Genomic DNA, 5,490 nt, shown 5'->3' with positions numbered 1-5,490 from the left:
GACGGCCGCGGTCCGCCGTGCTGTCACGACCCCTCGGGCGTCGTTCCCGGCCGACGGTCGCTTGTCGAGGATCTCAAGTTCGACCGCAAGCGTGTCGTCCGGACGGACCGGCGTCGGAAACCGGAGATCCTCGATATGGCCCGCCGCGATGACGTCCGAGTCGCCGTAGAACGTCTCGACGACGGGTGACTGCGTCAGCGCGAAGGTGTGGATCCCGCTGGCGATGATGTCGCCGAACGGGGAGTCGGCGGCCGCAACCGGATCTGTGTGGATCTCCAGCGGGTCGTAGCGCTCGCCAAAGGTGACGATCTCCTCGCGGTCGACAGTGACCGCTCCGCAATCGATCGACTCGCCGACGGTCACGCCGGCGAACGTTCGATATGTCATACCGATATGACTCTGCGCGGCGGAATATCGGTTGTGATCGCCGAAGGGAATTTGCATGCGAGGCCACGCGCGAGCGGCAATCGTGACGCCTGTGAACTTGAGTTTCGCGGGGCATCGTTTATTATCGGGCGGCACCTAACAACGACGAATGGCCCTCCGTCGGTTTCTCCGGGCAAGCGTACCGGAGTCAGCGCTCTCATCGGTTGCTATGGAGGTCACCCGCCGCTTCGGCGACGAGGCGGCAAACGCAGAGTTCGAACGCCTCGACGCCGACAACTGGCTGTCAGTTCCGTGTGTGGTGGATGACCGGTGGTTCGTGAAGGTAATCGCCGAACAGCACACGTTCGTCCACGCACTGTTGACTACCGGCCGGAACATCGGGGCGTTCTCCTCGGGGACCGAGGGGTTCTTTGAGCGCTTCTCGACGCCGTTGGAGATGGCCGGCCACGAACTGGCGGCGACCGAGCGGATCCGGGAACTCGGCATCGCCGCCCCGGAGCCGATCGAGGCGTTCGAACACGATGGCTTCGGCGTGTTGGTGCTCGAGTACCTCCCGGCGTTTCGGACGTTCGACGACCTCCCGACCGATCGGGCGCTATCGTTCGCACCGACGCTGTTTTGCAACCTCGCGTCGATGCATGCGGCCGGGCTCGCACACGGGGATCTCCGGGCCGAGAACGTGTTGGTGGCCCCGGATGAGGACGGCGTCGAGACGCTGTATTTCATCGATGCCACCCGTGTTAGCGAGGGTGCAATCGAGGACGCGAAGGCGTACGATATCGCCTGCGGGCTGGCCTCGCTCGCGCCACACGTCGGTGCGAACGCGGCCGTCGCCGCGGCGCTCGACGCCTACCCGGTCGAGGACCTCCTCGCGGCCCGCGAGTTCCTCGACTTCGTCGGGCTTCGCCCCGACCACGATTTCGACACCACATCGGTGAAAGCCGAGATTGAAAAGGCGGCTGCGTGAGGCTGCCCGTCGGCAGGCGCTCGTCGAGTTTCTGACAGTCGCTCATAACTGACAGCCGCCGGGCCCCGTGGCCGGACCGTATCGGACCGTCAGTCGGCCTTCAGTTCCGCACCCTGCCGCTGAGCATCAGAGAGGACATCCTCGAGGGATTTCTCCACGGGTTCATTGTACAGGAGAACGTCGATGGGCAGCGTCGGCGCGCCGTCAACGAGGTTTTCGAGCAGCACGAGCCGTTCGCGAGCCCGTGACATCCCGACGTAGAACACCCGGCGTTCGTTGTCAGTCATCGTCGGGACGGGATCGGAGCGTTTCGTGAACGCCCCCTCGCCGGGGACCGCCTCCGGGTCTTCGACCGAGGCAGCCATCTGTTCGACGACCTTCTCCGTGAGATCGGTCGCGACGAAAACGTGGTCGGCCTCGCGGCCCTTTGCCGAGTGGATCGTACCCACGCGGACGCGGTCCGGATCGCTGCCGCGGTACCCGCCGCTGAAGTAGGCGTCAACGGAGCGTTCTTGAAAGTTCGACACCCGGGTGAGCATGTCTGCGGCCGAGCGCGGGCCGGGGGCGAAGGGGGCGTGTTCGTCGACGAAGTCCGCGGCGACCTCCAAGTTGGTGAGGTCCTCGACGCCCTCAGCATCCTCAAGGGCGTCAAGAGCGTCGAAATAGTCGTCACGCTCGCCGGTCCCGAAAGCGCTGTCGGCGAGCATCTCGCCGAGGCGTTTGGCCTGGAGGCCGTCGATCGGGTTGTCCTCCTCAAGCGCCTCGACAGCGTCGACGTAGCCCCGCAGGCGGTCGGTCCACATCCGCTGATCCGTCAGGGCGGTAAATGGGATCCCCTCGCCGATGAACTCGTCCATGAACTGGAACATCTGATAGCGCGCCCGAAACAGACACATCACGCTACCCTCGTCGTCCTGGTCGACCGTCATCCGAACGTTGCGGACCAGATCGATCATCGACGGCGAGCGGACAGCCTCGACGGAGCCGCCTTCCTTGCGCGGCTTGAGGTCCTTGTCTTGTCGCTTTTCGATGTGGCTGATCTGGGTGTTGACAACGTTCAGGATCCGTGAGGGAAGCCGGTAGCTGTTCGGCAGCACGACATCGTCGTTGACCACTTCATCGAGCAGGAGGTTCGGGTCCGCCCCTTGCCAAGCGTAGACGACCTGGTCGTCGTCGCCAGCGATGAGTACCGACTCCATGTGTGGTTTCCACTCATCGTAGACGCCGTACTGCAGCGTCGTGATGTCCTGAAACTCGTCGATGACGAGGTGGTCGACGCTCGGCAAAAGCGAGCGCTGTTGGACGCGTTCGAGCATGTCGGCGAACCCGACGACCCCCTCATCGCCCTTGTAGCTCCGCCAGGCCCGGATCGCCTCGGGGATGTCGAGGCGGTCGTCGTCACTCGGCCATGTCGGGGTGTACTTGTTGCCCGTCTGGGCGTTGTCGTCGATGTCCGGCGGCAGCCGGACCTCTTCTTCATCCCACTTGAACGGGACATCGTACCAGTCAGCGACGTCGCGTTCGGTCCGTTGGAGCCACTGGGAGGTGGCGATGATCTTGTTGCCGAGCGTCGTCGACCGGGCCGACCGGCGCCGACTGGAGTCGTTCTCGTCCTCAAACTCGATGCCGTAGTCATCGCAGAACTCCTCCTTGTGCTTCTCGCCAACGACATCACCGCGCGAGAGGTTCAACAGCTCGTACGCCTTCGCGTGCATCGTACAGACGTTACTTCGGAGCGACTTCGGCGAACGATCGAGCCGCTCGCCAAGTCGTTCGCGAACCTCGGCGGCGGCCGCTCGGGTGTAAGAAACAACGAGGATGTCGTTGATGTCGACCCCTTCCTCGAGCATCTCGTCGACGCGGTCAAGCAACGCCGTCGTCTTCCCGCTCCCCGGTCCCCCGAAGAGCCGTGTCACATGCGTGGATGTCGCCATTACTCGCGTAATGCCGCCCACAAGTATAAATAGCCTGTTTGATTTCGGCGTCGATACGAGCGAAAGCCGGCCGTCGAAGTTTTATTTCGGCCGCCAGCCACAGACCGAGCAACTCGACGCGTCGAGCGCGTGGAGGCCGCCGCAGTCGGGACACCGCTTTTTGTTATAGTCGCGCTCCCAGGAGCGAGTTTCGGTCTTGTGGCCGTTATCCTCCAAGAATTCGTCGAACACGTCGTTTGCGGTCGCCATACGGGTTACCGTTAGACGACATCAGTAATAAACGCTGTGGTAGTTCTTATCATGATCCTCGGTGTCGTGAGCCTCGGGCCGCCGACGTTTTTATTAGACCCCGCCGTACAGTCCGTATGGACACCGACGATAGTCTCCCGCTCGTCCATCTCAGCCGCCCGGGAACCCGCAAGTCGAACGCTCCTGCCGTCGTGTTGCTCCACGGTCGCGGGACGAACGAACGCGACCTACTCCCCATCGGGGATCGGCTTCCCGACGAGATCCACGTTCTGAGCGTCCGCGCCCCGGAGCCGATGGACGGTCCCGACAGCTACACGTGGTACGAGTTGGACCTCTCGGCCGGCGGCCTCCACGCTAGCCAACCCGACGCCGAGGGGTTCCGCCGGAGCCTCGATTCTATCCACGAGTTTATTCAGGGAGCGATCGACCGGTACGACCTTGCTCCCGACCGGATCGGCCTGCTCGGGTTCAGCCAAGGCGCTATCGCGAGCATGGCCGCGCTGCTCGAGCGGGCGGACGCCTACCGGTGGGTCGTCGCGCTGAACGGCTATCTCGCCGACTCACACGCGGACCGGGCGGTGGAGGCGGCTGACAAACCGATCTTCGTCGGCTGCGGATCGATGGATCAAGTCATCCCGCCCGAGCGCGCTGAGCGCGCGGCCGAAACGCTCGCCGAGGGCGGCGCCGACGTCCGGTTCGAACGCTATGGCGTCGGCCATGGGACGACACCCGAGGAACTCTCGGATGTCCTCAGATGGCTGGACGGTCGATACTGATGCGGGAAATGCCGCCGATCGCGCCCCGTCGGCGGTGAGCAACCGTTGCTCGCGCCCGTCCTGACACCGGGGCTTTCCGATCACCTTGGTCACGACGACAGCGGGACCGACGGGATTTATCGACGACGAGCGACGAAGGCGTAATATGGAGTCCGACCCCGACCCCGCCCGGTTCCGCGATCTCATGCTCGATGCCGAACCGGGGTTCGAGGAGGTCCTTCGGTGTGTCTTCGGGATTCAGGAGCATGAAGCACGCCTCTATTTGGAGCTTCTCGACGCCCCCGACAGTACCGTCGCCGAACTCGCGGAGACGGTCGATCGCGACCGGAGTAACGTCAATCGTGGGTTGACGACGCTTATGGACAAAAACCTCGCCGAGCGCCGCCGCCGCCTCCTCGATAGCGGCGGTCACGTCTACCAGTACCGCGCGACGCCGCCGACCGAGGCCCGTGACCTGATGCACGAGACGCTTGATGAGTGGGCCGCCTACGTCCACGATCGGATCGACGAGTTCCCGTGACCGAGCGCTGGGCGGTCACTCCGGGTCGTCGCCGGCCGTGACGAACTCGAAGCGCGCTCCACCAGTTTCGGACTCGCCGACGAGAACGTCCCACCCGTGGGCGGCCGCGATCTCATCGACGATCGCCAGCCCGGACCCGCTGCCGTCGGCGCTCGTCGTGAACCCCGATTCGAGAACGTGTTCTCGGTCCGACTCGGGGATTCCGGGGCCGTCGTCGGAGACATAGAAACCGCTTGCGGTCGCGCCGAACTGGACGGAAACGGCCGCCGAGCCGTGCTCGACACTATCGTCGGACCCCGCCCGACTACCCGTGGAACCGTGTTCAACGCTATTCCGAAACAAGTTCTCAAGCAGTCGCTCGATCCGGTCGGCGTCCCCCTGAAGATCGACGTCCTCCCGGAGTGTCATCGCCGCGCCATCGGTCTCGATGACGGCCCACGCGGCGTCAGCCGCCTCGGACAGCGACACCGGCTCGGGATCGGTGACGGCATTACCGAGCCGCGCGAACTCAAGCATCTCGTCGATCCGGCTATCGGCGTCCGCAAGCGCCTCTCGGACGGCAACTAGGTTCTCATCGTCCCCATGGGCTTCGATCGCCAATTCGAGCCGCCCCGCGGCCACAGATAGCGGGTTCCGGAGATCGTGTGACGCCTGCCT

The 5,490-nt window shown here is 64.3% G+C and carries 7 protein-coding genes; 3 read left to right on the top strand and 4 right to left on the bottom strand.

The window, feature by feature from the left end:
- Nucleotides 1-387, bottom strand: a 387-nt coding sequence (locus ACI944_RS11170; protein WP_411719133.1) for a MaoC/PaaZ C-terminal domain-containing protein, incomplete at its 3' end; no start/stop codon positions are given.
- A 148-nt stretch (nucleotides 388-535) separates the two neighbouring features.
- Here ACI944_RS11170 and ACI944_RS11165 point away from each other — a divergent pair.
- Nucleotides 536-1,354: a lipopolysaccharide kinase InaA family protein gene (locus tag ACI944_RS11165; protein WP_411719132.1), complete on the top strand. Its 819-nt coding sequence runs from the start codon at nucleotides 536-538 to the stop codon at nucleotides 1,352-1,354.
- Between the two features lie 89 nt (nucleotides 1,355-1,443).
- Here the strand turns inward: ACI944_RS11165 and ACI944_RS11160 are convergent, their stop codons facing one another.
- Together ACI944_RS11160 and ACI944_RS11155 are read right to left on the bottom strand one after the other, a co-directional pair.
- A complete protein-coding gene (locus tag ACI944_RS11160) occupies nucleotides 1,444-3,288 on the bottom strand; it encodes a UvrD-helicase domain-containing protein (RefSeq protein WP_411719131.1) in 1,845 nt (614 codons plus the stop codon).
- Between the two features lie 81 nt (nucleotides 3,289-3,369).
- Nucleotides 3,370-3,537 carry an HVO_0416 family zinc finger protein gene (locus ACI944_RS11155; protein WP_411719130.1) on the bottom strand — a complete coding sequence of 56 codons (168 nt, stop codon included), beginning with the start codon at nucleotides 3,535-3,537 and terminating at the stop codon, nucleotides 3,370-3,372.
- 116 nt (nucleotides 3,538-3,653) lie between these two features.
- On the opposite strand from ACI944_RS11155, the gene ACI944_RS11150 reads away from it, so the two are divergent.
- Nucleotides 3,654-4,313 carry an alpha/beta hydrolase gene (locus ACI944_RS11150; RefSeq protein ID WP_411719129.1) on the top strand — a complete coding sequence of 220 codons (660 nt, stop codon included), beginning with the start codon at nucleotides 3,654-3,656 and terminating at the stop codon, nucleotides 4,311-4,313.
- 145 nt (nucleotides 4,314-4,458) lie between these two features.
- Nucleotides 4,459-4,833, top strand: a complete 375-nt coding sequence (locus ACI944_RS11145) for a helix-turn-helix domain-containing protein (RefSeq protein WP_411719128.1) — start codon at nucleotides 4,459-4,461, stop codon at nucleotides 4,831-4,833.
- A 15-nt stretch (nucleotides 4,834-4,848) separates the two neighbouring features.
- Here ACI944_RS11145 and ACI944_RS11140 read toward each other — a convergent pair.
- A partial coding sequence (locus tag ACI944_RS11140; RefSeq protein WP_411719127.1) for a sensor histidine kinase occupies nucleotides 4,849-5,490 on the bottom strand: 642 nt, incomplete at its 5' end.

The sequence above is a fragment of the Natronomonas sp. genome (assembly GCF_046710025.1).
Taxonomy (GTDB): domain Archaea; phylum Halobacteriota; class Halobacteria; order Halobacteriales; family Haloarculaceae; genus Natronomonas.
Note: the sequence above shows the minus strand (reverse complement) of the source record. Positions and strands in the feature narration are given on the sequence as shown.

Bases quoted from the DNA above. Each gene is read 5' to 3' on its own strand.
- ACI944_RS11165 (WP_411719132.1), top strand. From the start codon at position 536: ATGGCCCTCCGTCGGTTTCTCCGGGCAAGCGTACCGGAGTCAGCGCTC.
- ACI944_RS11160 (WP_411719131.1), bottom strand. From the start codon at position 3,288: ATGGCGACATCCACGCATGTGACACGGCTCTTCGGGGGACCGGGGAGC.
- ACI944_RS11155 (WP_411719130.1), bottom strand. From the start codon at position 3,537: ATGGCGACCGCAAACGACGTGTTCGACGAATTCTTGGAGGATAACGGC.
- ACI944_RS11150 (WP_411719129.1), top strand. From the start codon at position 3,654: ATGGACACCGACGATAGTCTCCCGCTCGTCCATCTCAGCCGCCCGGGA.
- ACI944_RS11145 (WP_411719128.1), top strand. From the start codon at position 4,459: ATGGAGTCCGACCCCGACCCCGCCCGGTTCCGCGATCTCATGCTCGAT.